Below are 17,353 nucleotides of genomic sequence, written 5' to 3' on the forward strand. Positions count from 1 at the left end.
TAGGAGCTAGCCTGCTGGCGATTGGTGTGTAAGTCGAGGCTGTTTCGCTTGCAGGCAAGCTCCTACGGCGGAGTGCCCTACTGGATGTGGATGGCTTCCTGGTCTACGGATTTTCCGTGTTGCCTGAGGGCGGGGAGCAAGATGGTGTCGGTGTAGGGGCAGCCGGTGGTGCCGGGGTCGGTTTGGGCGGTTTTGCCGGTTTGTTGTGGGGTGTGGCCGCCGCCGGTATTGAGGATTTCCAGCATGGGTTGGTAGCCCGGTTGCCAGGCTTGCAGGTTGGGGAGGCTGTTTCTTAATGCTTTCAGGATGCCCATGCCGGCGAAGTCCAGGTCGCCCCAGAAGTAGCATTGCGTTCGTTTATCCAGCCAGCGTTGTTTGAACCGCTTCGGGTCGCTGCCGGGGAGGAAGGCGAAGCGGGTGTGTTCGCTGCTCAGGCGGGTGGCGCTGGCGCGGAAGCCGCCGCTATAGAGCAGGGCGTAGTCTTCGGGTGGGTTTTCGACCAGGCGGAGGAAGCTGTCCTGGTTTTCGACGATGAGTAGTTTAGTGAAGCCGGGTGGCGCCCAGGCGGTGAGGAGCAGTGGCCGGGGTTGGATGCCGTTGGCGTTGTCGCGGTAGAGTTTGAGCAGTAGCTCAAAGCGGTTGTCCAGCGTCTTTGAGTCGCCGTTGAAACAGCGGGCGGCGATTTCTCGCAGGGTTAAGTTCTGGTTAAGGTAGGGCTCGACGCTGGCGAAGGCGCTGACGATCTCTGCCGGGGTGAGGCCGGGAATCTGTGGCTTTTGGTTTAGCAGGGCTTCGCCGTTGTCGGTGAAGGTGGCGGCGTGCTCGTTGATGGCCTGTTGCCATGCCTGTGCCAGCGGGTCTTGTTGGGGGCGGTTCAGCCATTCTCTTAGTAGTGCTTCGCAGTCCGGGTTCAGGCGGCACTGGGCGTTTTCGTAGGGTTCCTGGAAGGCGCTGCGTTTGTTGTCGAGAACGATCTCGAATATGCGGTGCTCGCGGGCGATGTGTTGTAGCAGTTGCCAGCGGCCTTGGGTGTCTTCGTTGAAGTCGTAGAGTGCCGGCAGAGTGCTTTTCTTGATACGGCGGGTGATGGCGCGCTGGGATGGCTCGCCATCACGGTTATCCAGCTTGTCCAGAAACCAGCCTAGCCACTTGGCCAGCCAGGGCTCGTCCTTGAGCCAGATGGGCGTGGTCATGGGCTGATCTCATCCATGAAGTCCAGTGCCCCTTGCTGGCGAATCACTCTTCTGTGTTGCTCCCACAGTTCACTGATGCGTTCCTGGTTGAGTTGTTGTCTGTCTACCAGCACCCGGGTGTTGAGTTCGCCCACGGCCATGGGGCTGGGGACTTTGCTGAATACGAACTGGTTGCTGATCAGGTCCAGGAAGGGGCCGGCCTTGCTGGTGGGCATGATGAAGATGAGTTGTAGGCCCAGGGTGTTGGTGAGGTAGTTGATGACGCTCTTGGAGCGGCTTTCGTCCATGTGCATGAAGGCTTCGTCGACGATGACCATGCGCAGGTGGCTGTCGCCTTCGTTGAAGCGGAAGGCGCTGGTGATGGCGGCGGCGCGGATGATGTAGGCCGGGGTTTCCAGTTGCCCGCCGGAGCCGGTGCCGTACTGGCTGAGGCTGATGGGCTGTTTGCCCTGCGGGTGTTTGAGGATGTCGTACTGGCGGTAGCGGCGGTAGTCGCTGATCCGTTCCAGTTCGCGAAGGGCCTGTTGTTCGTCGCCGTCCAGCAGCAGGTTGAGCAGGCGGTCGCGCACCGCTTCGGCCTTGGCGGACAGGGGGGTGTCGAACAGGCTGGTGCCGTCGCCCAGGTTGGGAATGTCGATGACTTCCTTGAAGAAGTTCCAGTATTCCTTGTATTCCGGTATCCACTGCCAGTCGAATTCAAAGCGCTCGCGGTCGGCGCCGAACTGGTGGTGTTCCAGTTCGCTGTTGAGGCTCTTGAGGATACGTTCGCCGTCCTGGATGGCCTGGTGGATCTGGCTGCACAGGTCGCTGACGAAGGTGGTGTTGAAGGTGTCGCGCAGGCTGGTGAGTTTTTCCTGCTTTTCCAGCAGCACGTTGTTGCGCAGGCGGTTGTGCAGGTTGTCCAGTTGCTGGTGCAGGCTTTGCACATGGCCGAAGAACGGGGCGCTGTGCAGGGCGTCGGCGCTGTCTGCCAGGATCTGGTCGGCGGGCTGGGCCTGTTGGTTGTAGTGGTCCAGGGTTTTTTCCAGTGCAATGAAGGTTCTGCTGAGCTGCCCGGTGAGCGCTTCTTCTTCGGCAATAAAGTCGATGTCGCCGTGGGCGTTTTGCAGCCGCTCATCCATGGCTTCGATGCGCGGTTCCACATCGAGCCCCGGCCAGTATTTTGTGCAGCCGTGCAGGTTGGCTTCGGCTTCTTCCTGGGCTTCCTGAAAGCGTTCGCTCTGGTCGGCCAGGGTGCTGATGATCTTGCGGCAGGCGCTGAGTTTTTCGCTGAGCTTGCCGTTCTCTTCGGTGAGCTGCTTCTGTTTGGCTTCCAGTTCCTGATGCAGGGTCTTGGCCTGTTGCTGCTTTTCTTCCAGTGCTTCGTGATCGCTCAGGTCCAGGGTGGCCAGGGCCTTTTCGTTTTCCTGTAGCTGGCGCTGGGCGTCGAGCAATTGCGTGGCGGCGTTGACCCAGTGCAGGGGCTGGAAGGCTTTGACCTGGGTGTGCAGTTGGCGCACGGACTGATAATCGTCAGCGGCGCGCTGGTAGTTATCCTGCAGTTCCATGAGCGCGTTGCGCTGGGCGTGCAGGTTGCGTTCGCGGGCGGCTTCGCCGAATACCAGATCGCTATCGGGCAGGTCGCAGCGGAACATGGCGTAACCGCCGGAGCCGAGGCCATCGGCGGTGATGCCGCGTCGGGTGCGGCGTAGCGCTTCGGCGTCTTCCACACACACCACGCTGCCGTAGGAGGCTTTCAGGTAGTGCTCGGCGGTACGGTGGCTGAAGCGCAGGGCGTGGAACAGGGAGTCGTCGGGCAACTGCACCCGTTCTGCATCGCGGCGGGCCTGTTCGCCTTGAATCACGCGGGCGCGGTTGCGTTGTTTGCCGCTGAGTCGGCGGACGATGCGGATGGCTTCGGCTTCATGGTCGGGTTCCACCAGAATGCCGAAGCGGGCGCCGCCGATGTAGCCTTCGATGGCCATCTGCCAGTCCGGGTCCTGCACTTCCACGTGATCGCATAGCACGCGCGGTTCTGCCTGGGGACATTCCTGGCGGATGGCGTGGATGGCGATCTCCACATCCTGCGGGTAGTTCACCCGTTTGGATTCCAGGTTGCGGATCTGTTGTTCGATTTTCTTTTGCTGCTGGTCCAGGGTTTCCAGGGCCTGGCCGCGCTTGTTGACGATGCGGTCCAGTCGCTGGGCAACGGAGAGTGCTTCCTGGCCGGGTTTGTCTTCCCGTTCGCTGTGCAGTTGTTCGGCCAGCTGGTTGTGCAGCTGCTGTTCGCTGCGCACCCGGGTGAGGCCGTCTTCCAGTGGGGACAGGTCGATCCAGTCCCGCGCCAGCATCTGGTTCAGGTCCGGCAGAGCGTTGCTCTGTTCGGTGAGCAGCGCCTTGCTGGTGTTGCGCCAGTGTTTGCTGGCGAAGCTGGGCAGTTCCAGTTCGATGCTGTGGCGGGCCAGCAGGCCCTGGATGTTGCGCAGGGCTTCCAGGTTTTTGTTGCGTTGCTGATCTTGTTCAAGGAGCGGGCGAGCGCCTTGCTGGAGTTGTTGGGTCAGGTCGGCCAGCTGCTTTTCCAGTTGCTGTTTGTCGCGCAGGGCAGGGATGCCGAGGATGCGCGCTTGCAGCTCCACCAGTTCCGCGTGAGCCTGGTCGAGGCGCTGCTGTACCTGTTCGGCTTCTTCGCGGTTGCCTTCCTGCTGTTGTCTAAGGCTGTTCTGCTCTTCTTTCTTTTCCAGATATTGTTTCTGGTTGCGCTGAAATTGTTGAGCGGCGGCGCCGTAGGCCTGGGTGGTGCGTTCCAGCCAGGTGTCCAGGTAGGTGTCGGTGTGGCTCTGTGCCTGGGCGAGCAGGTTCACGTTCTGCTGAAGTTGTTCGGCTTCTTCGGCCATGCCGTGGACGGTGCGCATGAGATCGCGGATGCGGCGCAGGGTGTCGCCCATGTCGTGGGGTTCGAGCACTTCGCTGGCGACAAACTGGTTGATGGATTCCACCGGTTTGTAGGCCATGAACCGGGCGAAGGTTCGGGCGGCGTTCTTGGCTTCCTGTTGGGAGACGGCATCGCGTTTGCCGCGCAGGGCACCGTACAGGCGCGCCAGGTACTGGCCTTTCTTGTCGTAGGTTTCCACGTTTTTTTTGCCGAACTGCTGGCGCAGCTGGTTGGCGATCTCGGTGATCGGCACCGTGGCTTTTTCGCCGCCGTATTCGCGTACGAAGTGGGACAGGTTGAGCATTTCGCCGGGGACGATCATCAGCAGCAGTTCCTGCTGCCGGGCCTGGCTGGTGCTGCCGGCCTTGTCCAGGTGGGCGCGCACGCCGATGACGGCGGTGAAGGGTTCGGCGGTTTCGCCCTTGGTGGGGTGGAAGACCCCGGCGATGTAGCCGTCGCTGTCATACGGGCGGGCGTAGGCGCCGTCGTCACAGCCGAGCACATAGGAGGCCAGGGTGCGTACCTGTTTGCCGCCGCGGCCGCGCTGGGTGGTTTCGTCCTGCCCCGGGTTGTAGTTGAACAGGTTGTCGTGGGCGGCGGTCATCAGGGTTTGCAGGGCGTCGGCGGCGGTGGTCTTGCCGGAGCCGTTGCCGCCGGAGAACAGGTTCACCGGGCCGTATTCCAGTTCGCCGGGGGGCAGGTTGCCCCAGTTGACGGTGATGGAGCGTTTTAAATACATGGGTGGACCTGTTTGCGATTTTTTGTGGGAGCGTGCTTGCACGCGAATTGGGCGTTATTCGCTTGCAAGCAAGCTCCCACAGTCAGAATGAGTGTGGGGTGCGTTGTTGGGTTGTTTGGTTTTGTGTGGGAGCTAGCCTGCTGGCGATGGGGGGAGGAATCGCTTGCAGGCATACCGCAAGGGCACAGAGAGCTCCCACAGGTGATCGTTTTTCTTGTAGGAGCGTCGCTGGCGGCGCGATTTTTGGCGTTGGGAATCGCGCCGCGAGCGACGCTCCTACGGGAGGTGTTGGAGTAAAGATCGCCTGCAGGCAGGCTCCCACAGGGAAAGGCTGGGCTTTCGCGGCGGAACCACCGCTCCCACGGTGGGGTGTTGGTTGTGTTTGTAGGCGCGTTGGGGGTGATCATTGTTCGCCCTCGTCTTTTTCTGAGGGCTCTTCGGCGTCGTCGTTGCTGGCTGGGCGTGCGCCTTCGCCGAGGAGTTGGGAGAGGACGGTGTCGGTGACCAGGCTGGTGATGTCCGGGCGGATGGTGAGCCAGGTTTCGTTGTCTTCCAGGCTGTTGTCGCCGTCGCTGCGGATCAGGCGTAGTTGGCGCATGCGGCGGAACAGGGCGTCGCGTTCGGTGCGGCCTTCCGGGAGCGGGCGACCGAGCAGGTTTTTGCTGGCCAGGTTGATGGCTTCCAGGGGCAGGGTGGCCTGGCCGTGTTCGTCGATCTGGCCGTCACGCAGGGATTTGTCGTATTCGGCGCGCAGCACCAGGATCAGGGCCACTTCCTGCTGGCTGAGGCGGTTGCGCAGGCCGCTGTTGAAGCCGTCGTCGCTGTCCGCTTCGCCGGGGATCTCGGCGCCGGGCGGGAACAGGCGCAGGGAGGTGAAGCGGCGTTCATGATGCAGGCGGATGTGCAGCACGCTCAGGTAGTCTTCCACCAGTTCGGGAATCTGCAGGTAGCGGTCGTAGAGTTCCGCTTCCTTTTTGCTTTCGCTGCGGCACAGCACGCCGTGATCCAGCAGGCGGATCATCAGTTCCGAGAATTGCGCCTGAGTGACGCCACGGGCGTTGAGGGCTTCACTCAGGGCGTGTTGTAGCGGTGCTTGGCTCATCGTGCTCCAGTTCCAGCAGGAAACCATCACGTCGCACAAAGTAGTGTTCGTCGGTGATGGGGTCGGTGGGGGTAATGCGCAGGCGGAAGCCGTTGGCGGCGTGGTCGGCGCTGCCCAGTTCGATCACGTGGCTCAGGGCCAGCAGGTCGCGGGCGTTGTTGATGGGCAGGTCGCGGTTGTCGATGCGGCGGCTGGCGCCGAGGGCATCGCGCAGGTAATCGCGCAGGGCGCCACCATTGATGTTGAAGGCCTTTTCCAGCAATTGCTGGGTAGCCAGTTCGCGCAGGGTGTCGGCATCCGGGTCATCCAGTTCCACCATGCGGCTGTGCACCACGCGCTGGCTGCGCTGTTCGCGCAGGCGGACCTGGGCGGGGTCCACAAAGCCCAGGTGCAGGCTGGCGAGGGCATCGCCGGCCTGCTGCAGTCGTTCGTTGTAAGTGGCTTCATCCAGCTCGGACAGTTCCTTGCACAGGCCGACGATATCGTTGTGCTTCTGGCTGTGCAGGTAGCTGAGCTGGCGGATGATGATGTCGGCGCGGCGGGTGAAGCCCTGCAGGGTGCGGCGCAGGGCCGGCAGCATGATTTCCGAGGCGTTGCGCATGCGCATCTCGATGCTGTCCAGCAGCTGGAACAGTACCGAGGCATCCTGGCTGACGATCAGGTCCGGGGCGAGCCGGCGCAGTTCGTTTTCGGCATTGCCTTTCCAGGCTTTCGGTTTGCGTTTGATCTGTTCGATGGTGTTCTGAATGCGGTCGCGGTGCTTTTCCACGCTGTCCGCGGACATGCGGATGGCCACGTCTGGTTGGAAGCGTTTCTCCATGAAGTCGAAGAACTGGTCGCTGGCCTGCTGGACCAGTTGTTGTGATTCCACCTCTTTCACCAGTTCCCGTTTTCGTTCTTCCAGCTCGGCGATGATGTCGGTGAAGTCGGCGATGATGCGCTCGGAATGTTCGTGGGCGTCGAGCAGGTCGTAGACCTCGCCGCGATCCACGAAGGCGGCCAGGGCATTGAGGGTGTTGCGGGTGTTGCGGTGGCGGGTGCGCACGCTGCGCCCGTCCACTTCGGCCAGGGTCTGGGTGAACAGGCGGCCGGTGCGGCTGAACGGGTAGGTGGACTGGAAGGAGGCCTCGTCCTTGTCCCGCTTCAGCCAGCCATGCTCCACCAGCAGGTTGAGGATCCAGCCGGCCTGTTCGCGGTTATTGCGAAAGCGGCCGCCGTCTTCGTCGCCGTCCAGCAGCGGCGCCCGTTCCAGGGCTTCGCTGAACACATCCAGCACCTGGTCGCGCTTGAGCGATTCGCCGTAATCCGCCTTGGCGCTGTACAGCCGCTCGTGCAGCAGGCGCAGGCATTCGACCACCTGTTCGCGGTACTTGCCGGTGAGGGGCTTGAAGAATTGGGCGCGCTCGTCGCTGAAAAACATGGCTCGCTTTCTGGTGTTGGGAGGCGTCGGGGTAATAGGCCATTTAATCAGGTTGGGCGGGGGGCTCCAAGGGGGTTGTGGGCCGGGATGATTCTGTAGGAGCCCAGCTTGCCTGGGCGAAGGCGCTGCTGCCGGCAGGGTTGGGTGGTTCGCCCAGGCAGGGGGAGAGAGGGGGTTATTCGATGTTTTGGATCTGTTCCCTCATCTGCTCGATGAGAACCTTGAGTTCCACGGCGGCGGCGGTGGTTTCGCTGTCCACGGACTTACTGGCCAGGGTGTTGGCTTCGCGGTTGAGTTCCTGCATGAGGAAGTCCAGGCGGCGGCCGATGTGACCGCCTTTCTTGACGATGCGGCGCACTTCGCTGACGTGGGTGACGAGACGATCCAGCTCTTCGTCCACGTCCATTTTCTGGGCCTGCATCACCAGTTCCTGCTCCAGACGATCCGGGTCCGGGGACTCCACTACGTCCTGAATGCGCTTGCGCAGGCGCTCACGCTGAGCCTCTTTGATGCGCGGGATGGCGGCCTTGACGATCTCAACCTGAGTCATGATGCCGTCCAGACGATCGAGGATCAGGTTGCCGAGCTGCTCGCCTTCCCGGGCACGGGTGTCGATGAGGGCCTTGAGGGCCTCGTCGAGCAGGGTGAGGGCTTCTTTTTGCAGCAGTTCCACATCCAGTTCCTGGCTGCTGAGCACGCCCGGGTAGCGCAGGATTTCCATGGGGTTCACCTGGCCGGAGTGCTGCACCAGGTCGCCGACCCGGCGGGAGACGTCGGAGAGCTTTTTCACCAGCGGCTCGTTGAGCTCCAGCTCCACGTCGCTGTCGATCTGCTGGTAGCGCAGGGTAATTTCCACCTTGCCGCGGGCAAGGGCCTGGCGGCACTTGTCGCGGGCGCCGTTCTCCAGGGCGCGCAGGGTGTCGGGCAGGCGCGGGCTCACTTCCAGGTAGCGGTGGTTCACGGATTTGATCTCCCAGGCCAGGCTGAAGCCTTCCAGGTGACGGTCGGCGCGGGCAAAGGCGGTCATGCTGCAGATCATGGATGAACCTCGTTGTTATGCTTGGAATGGGGCGCCTGGGCTTTCGCTGTAGGAGCCTGCCTGCAGGCGAAAGGCAGTTTCGAGTCTCGAGAAGCGAGTTTCGAAAGGCAAAACCCGGCGGTCGGAAAGCCCGGTTTTCGCAACTCGAAACTCGTTACTCGCTTCTGGTCTTGTTTTTCGCCTGCAGGCAGGCTCCTACGGCGCTTGGTGCCGTGGGCGGTGCCGGGTCTCTAGTCTAGTCGTAACAGAGGTGGGTGCAAGGAAGGCATTGGCGCCGGTGTTTGCTACAATGGCCGACCTTTCGTTTTTCACAGATTCAGGAGATCCCATGCGTCCTTCCGGTCGAGCCAATGATGAGCTGCGTGAACTGAGCTTTACCCGCAATTACACCGTTCATGCCGAAGGCAGCGTGCTGGTGGCGTTCGGGAATACCAAGGTGCTGTGCACGGCCTCTGTGGAAGAAGGTGTGCCGCGCTTCCTGAAGGGCAAAGGTCAGGGCTGGCTGACTGCGGAATACGGCATGCTGCCGCGCTCTACCCATACCCGTTCCGGCCGTGAAGCCTCCCGTGGCAAGCAGGGTGGTCGTACCCTGGAGATCCAGCGTCTGATCGGCCGCTCCCTGCGTGCGGCGGTGGACCTGAGCAAACTGGGCGAGCGCACCATTTATCTGGATTGTGATGTGCTTCAGGCAGATGGTGGTACCCGTACCGCGTCCATTTCGGGAGCCTGTGTGGCGCTGGTGGATGCCTTTACCCATCTGCTGGAAACCAAGAAGATCAAGGATGACCCGCTCAATGGTCTGGTGGGTGCGGTATCCGTGGGCGTATATAAAGACACCCCGGTGCTGGATCTGGACTATGCGGAAGACTCCAATGCGGGCACCGATATGAACGTGGTGATGACCCAGCAAGGTGGCTTCATCGAGATCCAGGGCTCTGCGGAGGGCGCGCCCTTCACCCGTGAGCAGTCCGATACACTGCTTGGCCTGGCTGAGAAAGGCATCAACGAGATCATCAAGGCACAACAAGACGCGCTGGGTTGGTAAGTCATGAGCATGAAGAACTACAAGAAGCATTTTCTGCGTTTTGCCGAGGAGCGCGAGGCGCTCAAATTTGGCGAGTTCACCCTCAAGTCAGGGCGTACCAGCCCGTATTTCTTCAATGCAGGTACGTTCAATACCGGTGAGGCGCTGGCGCGGCTGGGTCGTTATTACGCGGACGCCATTGTGGCCTCCGGTATCCAGTTCGACATGCTGTTTGGCCCGGCATACAAGGGCATCCCGCTGGTGGCGGCGGTGTCCGTAGCGCTGGCTGAGCATCATGGCATGGACTTGCCCTGGGCCTTCAACCGCAAGGAAGCCAAGGATCACGGGGAAGGGGGCTGGTTGGTCGGGGCGCCCTTGCAGGGACGGGCGCTGGTGATTGATGATGTGATTACGGCAGGCACCGCCATCCGTGAGGTGGCGGCCATGTTCGAGAAGACAGAGGCGACCATGGCGGGGGTCATGGTGGCGCTGGATCGTCAGGAGAAAGGCAATGGGGAGCTTTCTGCGATTCAGGAGGTCGAAAAAACATTGGGGGTGCCGGTGGGCAGTATCGTTTGTATGGGCGATATTATTGACTGGCTGAAGCAACAACCGGATAGCGAAACACGAGTCGCGCAGATGCGTGCCTACCGGGAGCGCTACGGAGTGGAATAATAATGAAGAAACTTGTCCTGGTGCTGGCGCTGGCTGTGTCGGTTCCGTTGTGGGCCTGGTCAGGAAAGCAGGGTAGTGATGCGGGACCAGAAGGTACCTATATCCGCCACATCGCTCCGGATGGAGTGGTGCACCTTAACCGTATTCTGACTGATGATGCGATCCGCAGTGGTTATCAACTGCTGGATGCCCAGGGACGGGTGCTGAAAGAGGTGGAAGGGGTTAACCTCAACGATGAAGAGGCCAGACAGCGGAGAATTCAGCAAGCGCAGCAGGCGCGTGAGGATGAAGAGCTGCTGCGACTGTATGCCGGTCCGGATGATGCAGAGCGGGCCCGGGACAGGAAAATCGATGCGTTGAAGTTGAGCATCAGCTACGAGGATAACAATCTTTCTCAGCTGGAGATGAAGCTGGACGACGAAATTTCTACCGCGGCGCGCAGTGAGCGTGCAGGTAAGCCGGTTCCCGATGTGGTGCTGGAAGCGATGGAGCGACTCAAGCGTCAGATTGCCACATCACAGCAAAAGCTGGAGAGCTTCGAACGTGAGATTGGTGAAGTGAACAAGGAATACAGCCCGATCATCAAACGGCTGAACGAGATTAAAGCGAGCAAGGAATAGAGCGCTGTGTAGCTGCGGGCTACGGTAAGCCGAATAACAAGAGGCCGCGTCAGAGTTGTCTGGCGCGGCCTCTTGCATTCAGGGCGTTGATGCACTCCTGATACTCTTTACACAACGGCTTATCGGAACAGGGTTGGTGCCAGCAGTTCCCACTGGGCAGGCCAGTCCTGGCTGGGCTTTTGCTTGAAGCCGGATCGGACGAACTGGGCGATGCGGCCCTCTACCACGGCCAGTAACAAGTTGGCGGTGATGGTGGGGGTGGAGATAGTGCGCAGGCCTTCCTTGAATTCGGCATCGCGGAGTACTTGTTTGACCTGGTTTTCTACCCGGTCGTAGAACTGCTGGATGCGCTGGTGCAGGCGTTCGTTTTCACCGGTGAGCGCGTCACCTGTGAGTAGACGAGTGATGCCAGGGTTGCGTTCAGTGAACGCCAGCATCAGCGTCAGGATTTGTTCCACCTGGGCCGCTGCGCTACCTTCTTCCGTGATGCGATTGATGCGTGAAAAAATGGCATCTTCGATAAAGCTGATCAGCCCTTCGAACATTTTCGCTTTGCTGGGAAAGTGCCGATACAGTGCCGCCTCGGATACCCCTACTTCCCGCGCCAGCCCGGCGGTGGTGATGCGGCCACCGGGTGCGGCTTCGAGCATGTGGGCGAGCGACTGCAGGATCTGCTCTTTACGCGACGGTTTTTTTTCAGTCATGAAATGTCGTTCCCGTTTTTTGCTGCAAGCAACAAGCTTCAATCTGTAACGCAAGTGTGGCTGTGAGGTATATCACATGCTGTGTTCGCGCCCAACGATTGCAGGCTTGTTGTTGCGGTTTGTTGTTGCGAGTTGTAGCGGTTCGCTGTCTGTTCATGCGGCAATCCCCTTTGCCGCGGGTGAGAAGCAAGTTGCAAGTTTCAAGTTTCAAGTTGCAACGCGGTACAGTCCACACGGTTGTGATGGTCTGTGTCCGCGGCGGGATGTTTGCGTGGGCGGGGCCTGGTACTACATGAAAACCTGTCCCGCGCTTTGCAGCTTGAAACTTGTAACTTGCAACCCGTCGTTCATCGCCATGCAAGCATGGGCTCCCACAGGAGCGTGGTGTTGCTTTTTCTCACAGCTGACAGCTCGTAGCTCGCAGCTGTTTTTTTCAGTCCTTGCTGATCAGCGTCCCGATGCCCTTGTCGGTGAGAATCTCCAGCAGTACCGCGTGGGAGACTCGGCCATCAATAATGTGCGAGGTGTGCACGCCATTCTGGACCGCTTCCAGGGCGCAGCCGATCTTGGGCAGCATGCCGCCGTGGATGGTGCCGTCGTTGATCAGTTCGTTGACGCGGTCGGCGGTGAGGCCGGTGAGTACCTTGCCTTGCTTGTCTTTCAGGCCGGCCACGTTGGTGAGCAGGATCAGTTTTTCGGCGCGCAGGACTTCGGCCACTTTGCCGGCCACCAGGTCGGCATTGATGTTATAGCTGACGCCGTTGTCATCTACGCCGATGGGTGCGATCACCGGAATGAAATCGCTGCCGGCGAAGAGGTCAATCACGCGGGTGTCGATGCCCTGCACTTCGCCCACATGGCCGATGTCGATGATTTCGGACGTTTTCAGGGCCGGGTTGTCCTGGTCCTGTGCCTTGAGCAGCATCTTGCGGGCCTTGATCAGGCGACCGTCTTTGCCGGTGAGGCCGATGGCCTGGCCACCGTTATGCTGGATCAGGTTGACGATGTCCTTGTTGACCAGGCCGCCAAGCACCATCTGCACCACGTCCATGGTTTCCCGATCGGTGACGCGCATGCCCTGGATGAATTTGGATTCCTTGCCGAGGCGCTCCAGCAGGCTGCCAATCTGTGGGCCACCACCGTGGACGATGACCGGATTGATGCCCACTTGTTTCATCATCACCACATCGCGGGCAAAGCTGTTCTTCAGCTCTTCGTTCTCCATGGCGTTGCCGCCGTATTTGATGACGACGGTGGTGCCGGCAAAACGCTGGATGTAGGGCAGCGCTTCGATCAGAACGCGGGCAATGTCATGCGCGCTGGTGGTGTCCATTGGTACTCCTGGAAATGATTGGTGCGGCAAGTTTCAAGTTGCAAGTTACAACGCGAGCGATGTCGGTAGTCATGGTTGCTGCTGGTGCCCGCGCTGAAACCGGGTGCGCGGGCAGGGCGCTGATGTTATGAGCTGCCCGGACGCGCTTTGCAACTTGAAACTTGTCCCTTGCAACTAGTTCGCTGGCAATTCTACCTCAAAACGGCAGAGTCAGGCTCTCATCTACCGCTTTGAGGTGATTGCGGAACTGGGTTTTTACGCGCTGCAGAGCTTCTTCGTCACGCCCTTCAAAGCGGGCTACCAATGAGGCGGTTGTGTTGGAGGCGCGAACCAGCCCCCAGCCATCGGGGAAGTCTACCCGCAGGCCATCAATGGTAGTGGGTCGTCCTCCGGCAAACTGTTCTGCGCGGGCGCTGAGCGCATCCACCAGGGTAAATTTCTGGCTTTCGTCTACCTCGATATACAGGGCCGGAGTGGTGATGCCGGTTTTCAGGCCGCTGAAAATCTGGCTGGCTGGATCGTCCAGCAGCGAAAGGATTTCCAGTAGGCGGGCCCCTGCATACATGCCGTCATCGCAGCCGTGCCAGCGATCAGCAAAGAAGATGTGGCCGCTGATTTCTCCGGCCAGTGGGGCGCCGGTTTCCTTCATTTTGGCTTTGATCAGGGAGTGGCCGGTCTTGTACATCAATGGGCGCCCGCCACTCTTGCGGATAATGGCAGGGAGGGCGCGTGTGCATTTCACATCAAACAGAATGTCGGCACCGGGGGAGCGGCTCAACACATCGCGCGCGAACAACATCATCAGCCGGTCTGGCCAGATGATCTCCCCCCGGTTGGTGACGACGGCCACGCGATCGCCATCGCCATCGAAGGCCAGACCCAGATCCAGCTTTTCCTGATCCACCAGACGAATCAGGTCGGCCAGATTCTCCGGGTTGCCGGGATCGGGGGCATGATTGGGGAAGTTGCCATCAATTTCGGTATAAAGGGCGGACACTTCACAGCCCAGTTGGGTGAACATTTTGGGAGCCAGCTCGCCAGTGGCACCGTTGCCGCAGTCGATGCCAATTTTCAGGGGCCGGGCCAGTACGATGTCATTGGTCACATCCGCAAGGTAGCGATCGTTGATATCCAGTTCTTGCTCGCGCCCCTGGCCTTCATTGAAATCGCCAGTGCTGATACGCGTCCTGATGGCCTGAATGCGATCGCCATACAGGGTTTCGCCCTTGATAACGATTTTCATGCCGTTATGGGTGGGCGGGTTGTGACTGCCAGTGACCATGACGCCGGTTTGTGTCTCCAGGACTTCGGTGGCGTAGTAGAGCACCGGGCTGGGTACCAGCCCCAGGTTGATCACATCACGGCCGGATTCCAGCAACCCCTTGATCAGTGAGCGGGTCAGTTCCGGGCTTGAGAGGCGGCCGTCGCGAGCCACAAGCACCGTTTGTTGGCCAGCTTCGCTGGCTTCGGTGCCAATGGCGCGACCGAGCAGGTAAGCACCCTGGGCGGTGAGCGTCACGCCAGCAACACCACGAATGTCGTAAGCGCGGAAAATTTCTTCCGGCAGACTCTCGCCCTGACGTTCATCCACCAGCAGGATGCCGTCATCATCGCTCTCTTCGATTTCCACTGCCTGGCTGGGTTTGGCCTTGGTGGTAGCCGGGGCATTACGGCTGCGCAGCTTTTCGGCAGATTTCGCCTGGGCATCGGTAACGGTCTGGAACAATGGAAAGTGGAAACGGTTACGGGCGGTGACGCCGGGCTGGCGAGCCAGTTCATCGTTATAGCGGATCAGCTCGGCGGCATCCTGACGTAGTGCGCGAACCAGCAAGCGGTTGACCAGCAAGGTGGCCCCCAGCAGAACGACCAGGGACAGACCAAGCGCCACGCCGGCCAGCAGGGATAGGCTGCTGTTGGGGGTGGGCAAGGTGAAATTGACAGAGATGGGGCCTGCCGTCGCGGTGGCGGTGGCCCCCGTGACTTGTTGTGTGCTGGTAAAGAGGGTGGTGCTGCCGTGTTTGATGGTGACCTGGGTGCCGGCGGGCACGCTGGCTTGGATCAGGGTGTTCAGGGATGCCAGTGAGCGGGTCAGCAGAAGCACGCCATTTTTATTCTTGGTTGCCTGGGCTATGACCAGTTCCGGGGGGCTGCCGGCAATCAATGCGGGTGACGGCTGGTTGCCCAGACGAATTTGCTTGAGTAGTTCCTGGGCGGTATAGCTGAGGGCGTCGGTGTTGTTGCCGCGCCGCGGAATCAGGGTCAGCGTGGCATTGGATAACCACAGGTGGGGGCTGGCGTTGAAGCTGGCTTCGGTGCCGTTAATGAGGGCGCTTTCTACATCCGGCCGCTCACTGATCAGAGTCAGCTGGTGCTGAGTGTCAACAAGGTAGCCATTGACCTGCTGTGCCAGTGCGCTGGCCACCATGGTGGCCTGATTCTGTTGTTGCTGCTGAAGTTCGCTGCTATTCAGCCAAGTGTAGAGTGAGGCAATGCTGCCGATGACGGCCAACATGCCGGCCAGCATCAGCGGCAGCAATTGTTTCATGGCACTGGTGTTGGCGTTGTTCTTGTTGTTTTTCCCCATATCCCCTCCGCAAAGCGGTTGCGCTTTTATTGCCGGTCTACAGTGTTATTGTCGGCCGCTGTGTCCGAAACCGCCGCTCCCACGTTCGGTGCTGGTGAAAGTATCCACTTGTTCCAGTTGGACTTGCATGACCGGCACGATGACCAGCTGGGCGATTCGCTCACCGGGCTCAATGGTGAAGGGTTGCTGGCCACGGTTCCAGCAGGACACCATCAGCTCCCCCTGATAGTCGGAATCGATCAGCCCCACCAGGTTGCCCAGCACGATGCCATGTTTATGACCGAGCCCGGAGCGAGGCAGGATCATGCCGGCGTAGCCCGGATCGCTGATGTGAATGGCCATGCCCGTGGGCAGCAGTTGGGTGTCGCCGGGAGCCAGGGTGAGTGGCTCTTTGACCATGGCGCGCAGATCGAGCCCGGCGGAGCCGTCGGTGGCGTAATGGGGCAGCGGAATGTTGTCACCCAGTCGTGGGTCGAGTACGCGGTACTGCAGTTTCATGGATCAGTTCCTGATTGCTGGACGCGTGACGCTTGATGCCTGACGCAACAAACGTCATCTGTCCGAACGGTTATGGGGTTGTGTCACCGCCGTTGCAGTTGCAACCCGCTATTAAATGCGAAGTGCCGGATTCCAGAGGCGCTATATTTTAGCGTCCGGCATTGGCCGTCCGGCATCTTGTGTCAATCTTTATACCTTATCGCGATCAACTCAATCAGCTGTTTGGCAATCTGGGTTTTGGAGGCCAGCGGCAATACTTTGTGGCCGCCGGGCCAGATGACGGTGAGGGCATTGTTATCACTGTTGAAGCCCACGTTGCTGCCAGATACGTCGTTGGTGGCGATCATATCCAGTTTCTTGTTGACCAGTTTCCCTTCCGCGTAGGCCATTACGTCCTGGGTCTCGGCAGCGAAACCCACGGTGAAGGGGCGTTTTTCGTGCCCGGCGACGGACGCGACGATGTCCGGGTTTTTCACCAGGGTAAGGTGAATTTCCTCGGTGGATTTCTTGATCTTGTGATCGGCGGTGACGGTGGGGCGGTAATCCGCCACGGCGGCGGTGGCGATGAACACATCGCAGCCATCGCTCACTACATCCATGCAGGTTTCAAACATGTCGATGGCGCGTACCACGTCAATACGGGTAACGCGATTGGGAGTCGGCAGGTTCACCGGGCCGGCGATGAGGGTGACACGGGCACCGGCTTCAGCGGCAGCTTCCGCCAGAGCAAAGCCCATCTTGCCGGAGCTTTTGTTGGTGATGTAGCGCACCGGGTCAATGGCCTCACGGGTGGGGCCTGCGGTGATCACTACATGTTTGCCGGTGAGCAGTTCGTAATCGAAAACGTCGGCAGCCTGTTCAATGATCTCCAGCGGCTCAAGCATACGCCCTGCGCCCACATCCCCACAGGCCTGACTGCCGGAGCCGGGGCCGAATACATGTACGCCTTTTTCCTGCAGCATCAGCAAATTCTGCTGGGTGCTCTTGTCGGCCCACATCTGTTGATTCATGGCCGGGGCAATGGCGATGGGGGCGCCGGTGGCAAGGCACAGGGTGTTGAGCAGATCGTTGCCGTGGCCGTGGGCCAGTCGTGCCATGAAGTTGGCCGAAGCCGGGGCAATGAGCACCAGATCCGCCCAGCGGGCCAGTTCGATATGGCCCATGGCGGCTTCGGCGGCCGGGTCCAGCAGGGTGGTGTGCACCGGGTTGCCGGAAAGCGCCTGCATGGTCAGCGGGGTAATGAACTCGCAGGCTCCCTGGGTCATCACGACCCGGACCTGTGCGCCAGCGTCCTGCAGGCGGCGCACCAGATCCGCCGCCTTGTAGGCAGCAATGCCGCCGGTGACACCCAGCAGGATGCGTTTGTTGACCAGTCGTTGCATGCGAAAACCCTTCAATGGCTGACGGCAATCATGGCAAATCTCTTCTGCCGGCGCTGCCCCAGAACTGCTACTAATTTCAGGCGCATAGGGTAGCACTGTAAGAGAGACGCGGCACGCTGCACACAACGA

General features: G+C 60.3%; 13 protein-coding genes. 3 read left to right on the forward strand and 10 right to left on the reverse strand.

All coding sequences use genetic code 11. The features are described from left to right. Nucleotides 1–77: 77 nt before the first annotated feature. The 5 genes from Y5S_RS10050 to Y5S_RS10070 all read right to left on the reverse strand — a co-directional run bounded on the left by Y5S_RS10050 (nucleotide 78) and on the right by Y5S_RS10070 (nucleotide 8,404). Nucleotides 78–1,193 carry a Wadjet anti-phage system protein JetD domain-containing protein gene (locus Y5S_RS10050; protein WP_035232702.1) on the reverse strand — a complete coding sequence of 372 codons (1,116 nt, stop codon included), beginning with the start codon at nucleotides 1,191–1,193 and terminating at the stop codon, nucleotides 78–80. Then, a complete protein-coding gene (locus Y5S_RS10055; protein ID WP_035232704.1) occupies nucleotides 1,190–4,843 on the reverse strand; it encodes an ATP-binding protein in 3,654 nt (1,217 codons plus the stop codon). The genes Y5S_RS10050 and Y5S_RS10055 overlap by 4 nt, the downstream gene beginning before the upstream one ends. A 403-nt stretch (nucleotides 4,844–5,246) precedes the next feature. Next, nucleotides 5,247–5,945: a DUF4194 domain-containing protein gene (locus tag Y5S_RS10060; RefSeq protein ID WP_035232706.1), complete on the reverse strand. Its 699-nt coding sequence runs from the start codon at nucleotides 5,943–5,945 to the stop codon at nucleotides 5,247–5,249. Beyond that, nucleotides 5,911–7,365 (reverse strand): Wadjet anti-phage system protein JetA family protein, encoded by a 1,455-nt coding sequence (locus tag Y5S_RS10065; protein WP_035232709.1) that lies wholly within the window; start codon nucleotides 7,363–7,365, stop codon nucleotides 5,911–5,913. The genes Y5S_RS10060 and Y5S_RS10065 overlap by 35 nt, the downstream gene beginning before the upstream one ends. Before the next feature lie 175 nt (nucleotides 7,366–7,540). Beyond that, nucleotides 7,541–8,404, reverse strand: coding sequence for a YicC/YloC family endoribonuclease (locus Y5S_RS10070; RefSeq protein WP_035232711.1), 864 nt, complete (start codon nucleotides 8,402–8,404; stop codon nucleotides 7,541–7,543). Nucleotides 8,405–8,732: 328 nt separating this feature from the next. On the opposite strand from Y5S_RS10070, the gene rph reads away from it, so the two are divergent. Genes rph through Y5S_RS10090 form a run of 3 tightly spaced genes read left to right on the forward strand, consistent with a single transcriptional unit; the run spans nucleotide 8,733 to nucleotide 10,723 of the window. Beyond that, on the forward strand, nucleotides 8,733–9,449 hold the full coding sequence (gene rph / locus Y5S_RS10080; protein WP_035232715.1) for a ribonuclease PH: 717 nt from the start codon (nucleotides 8,733–8,735) through the stop codon (nucleotides 9,447–9,449). Nucleotides 9,450–9,458: 9 nt separating this feature from the next. Continuing rightward, the gene (gene pyrE, locus Y5S_RS10085) at nucleotides 9,459–10,103 is read left to right on the forward strand and encodes an orotate phosphoribosyltransferase (RefSeq protein ID WP_035232951.1); all 645 of its coding nucleotides are present in this window, start codon (nucleotides 9,459–9,461) and stop codon (nucleotides 10,101–10,103) included. A 2-nt stretch (nucleotides 10,104–10,105) separates the two neighbouring features. Beyond that, the gene (locus Y5S_RS10090) at nucleotides 10,106–10,723 is read left to right on the forward strand and encodes a hypothetical protein (RefSeq protein ID WP_035232718.1); all 618 of its coding nucleotides are present in this window, start codon (nucleotides 10,106–10,108) and stop codon (nucleotides 10,721–10,723) included. 119 nt (nucleotides 10,724–10,842) lie between these two features. On the opposite strand, the gene slmA is transcribed toward Y5S_RS10090, so the two are convergent. The 5 genes from slmA to coaBC all read right to left on the reverse strand — a co-directional run bounded on the left by slmA (nucleotide 10,843) and on the right by coaBC (nucleotide 17,224). Beyond that, a complete protein-coding gene (slmA, locus tag Y5S_RS10095; RefSeq protein ID WP_035232721.1) occupies nucleotides 10,843–11,427 on the reverse strand; it encodes a nucleoid occlusion factor SlmA in 585 nt (194 codons plus the stop codon). Between the two features lie 433 nt (nucleotides 11,428–11,860). Beyond that, entirely contained in the window at nucleotides 11,861–12,760 is a 900-nt protein-coding gene (gene argB / locus Y5S_RS10100; protein WP_035232722.1) for an acetylglutamate kinase, read from the reverse strand. A 196-nt stretch (nucleotides 12,761–12,956) separates the two neighbouring features. Further along, the gene (locus Y5S_RS20110; RefSeq protein ID WP_035232723.1) at nucleotides 12,957–15,344 is read right to left on the reverse strand and encodes a phosphomannomutase/phosphoglucomutase; all 2,388 of its coding nucleotides are present in this window, start codon (nucleotides 15,342–15,344) and stop codon (nucleotides 12,957–12,959) included. A 45-nt stretch (nucleotides 15,345–15,389) separates the two neighbouring features. After that, nucleotides 15,390–15,842, reverse strand: coding sequence for a dUTP diphosphatase (gene dut / locus Y5S_RS10110; protein ID WP_035232725.1), 453 nt, complete (start codon nucleotides 15,840–15,842; stop codon nucleotides 15,390–15,392). A 182-nt stretch (nucleotides 15,843–16,024) separates the two neighbouring features. Continuing rightward, nucleotides 16,025–17,224: a bifunctional phosphopantothenoylcysteine decarboxylase/phosphopantothenate--cysteine ligase CoaBC gene (gene coaBC / locus Y5S_RS10115; RefSeq protein ID WP_035232727.1), complete on the reverse strand. Its 1,200-nt coding sequence runs from the start codon at nucleotides 17,222–17,224 to the stop codon at nucleotides 16,025–16,027. Nucleotides 17,225–17,353 lie beyond the last annotated feature (129 nt).

This window comes from Alcanivorax nanhaiticus, from assembly GCF_000756665.1.
Taxonomy (GTDB): domain Bacteria; phylum Pseudomonadota; class Gammaproteobacteria; order Pseudomonadales; family Alcanivoracaceae; genus Alcanivorax; species Alcanivorax nanhaiticus.